The organism is Lonepinella koalarum (assembly GCF_004565475.1).
Classification (GTDB): Bacteria; Pseudomonadota; Gammaproteobacteria; order Enterobacterales; family Pasteurellaceae; genus Lonepinella; species Lonepinella koalarum.
This window is the reverse complement of sequence record NZ_SRHX01000045.1, coordinates 1-527: the sequence shown is the minus strand read 5'-3', so window position 1 is coordinate 527 and position 527 is coordinate 1. Positions and strand designations below refer to the sequence as shown.

The 527-nt window shown below is 46.1% G+C and carries 2 tRNA genes; both read right to left on the bottom strand.

Features of this window, described 5'->3' with window-relative positions:
* Positions 1–37: 37 nt before the first annotated feature.
* Positions 38–113: transfer RNA gene (locus E0709_RS12195), tRNA-Ala, on the bottom strand.
* Positions 114–215: 102 nt separating this feature from the next.
* Positions 216–292 (bottom strand) — tRNA-Ile (locus tag E0709_RS12190).
* Positions 293–527: the final 235 nt, after the last annotated feature.

The window sequence follows — 527 nt, the reverse complement described above, 5'->3', positions numbered from 1 at the left end:
CCCTACAATTCGCTTAACAATGATGACCAACAAGTTTTGGTGGAGATAAGCGGGATCGAACCGCTGACCTCCTGCGTGCAAGGCAGGCGCTCTCCCAGCTGAGCTATATCCCCATTCAGATAACAGATAACAGGTGTCAGATGACAGTGTTGCTGTTTCTGTTCCCTACGTTTACTTTCTCTGCCATCTGACTTCTGTCTTCTGACATCTGAAAGTGGTGGGTCTGAGTGGACTTGAACCACCGACCTCACCCTTATCAGGGGTGCGCTCTAACCACCTGAGCTACAGACCCGCAGGGTTCAGAAGACGGATGACAGAAGACAGATGACAGAAAAACTGAACACCCTAACTTCTCATCACAATTATTTCTTCTGAAATATACTTGCTTTCATCGTTCTATCAAACAATCTGTGTGAACACTTGCTATCGCTTCAAGTTTCTTGGGTATCAATAACAAAGTCAAATCAGCTCACTGCCATCTGACACCTGTTATCTGACCACTGATATAAGGAGGTGATCCAACCGCA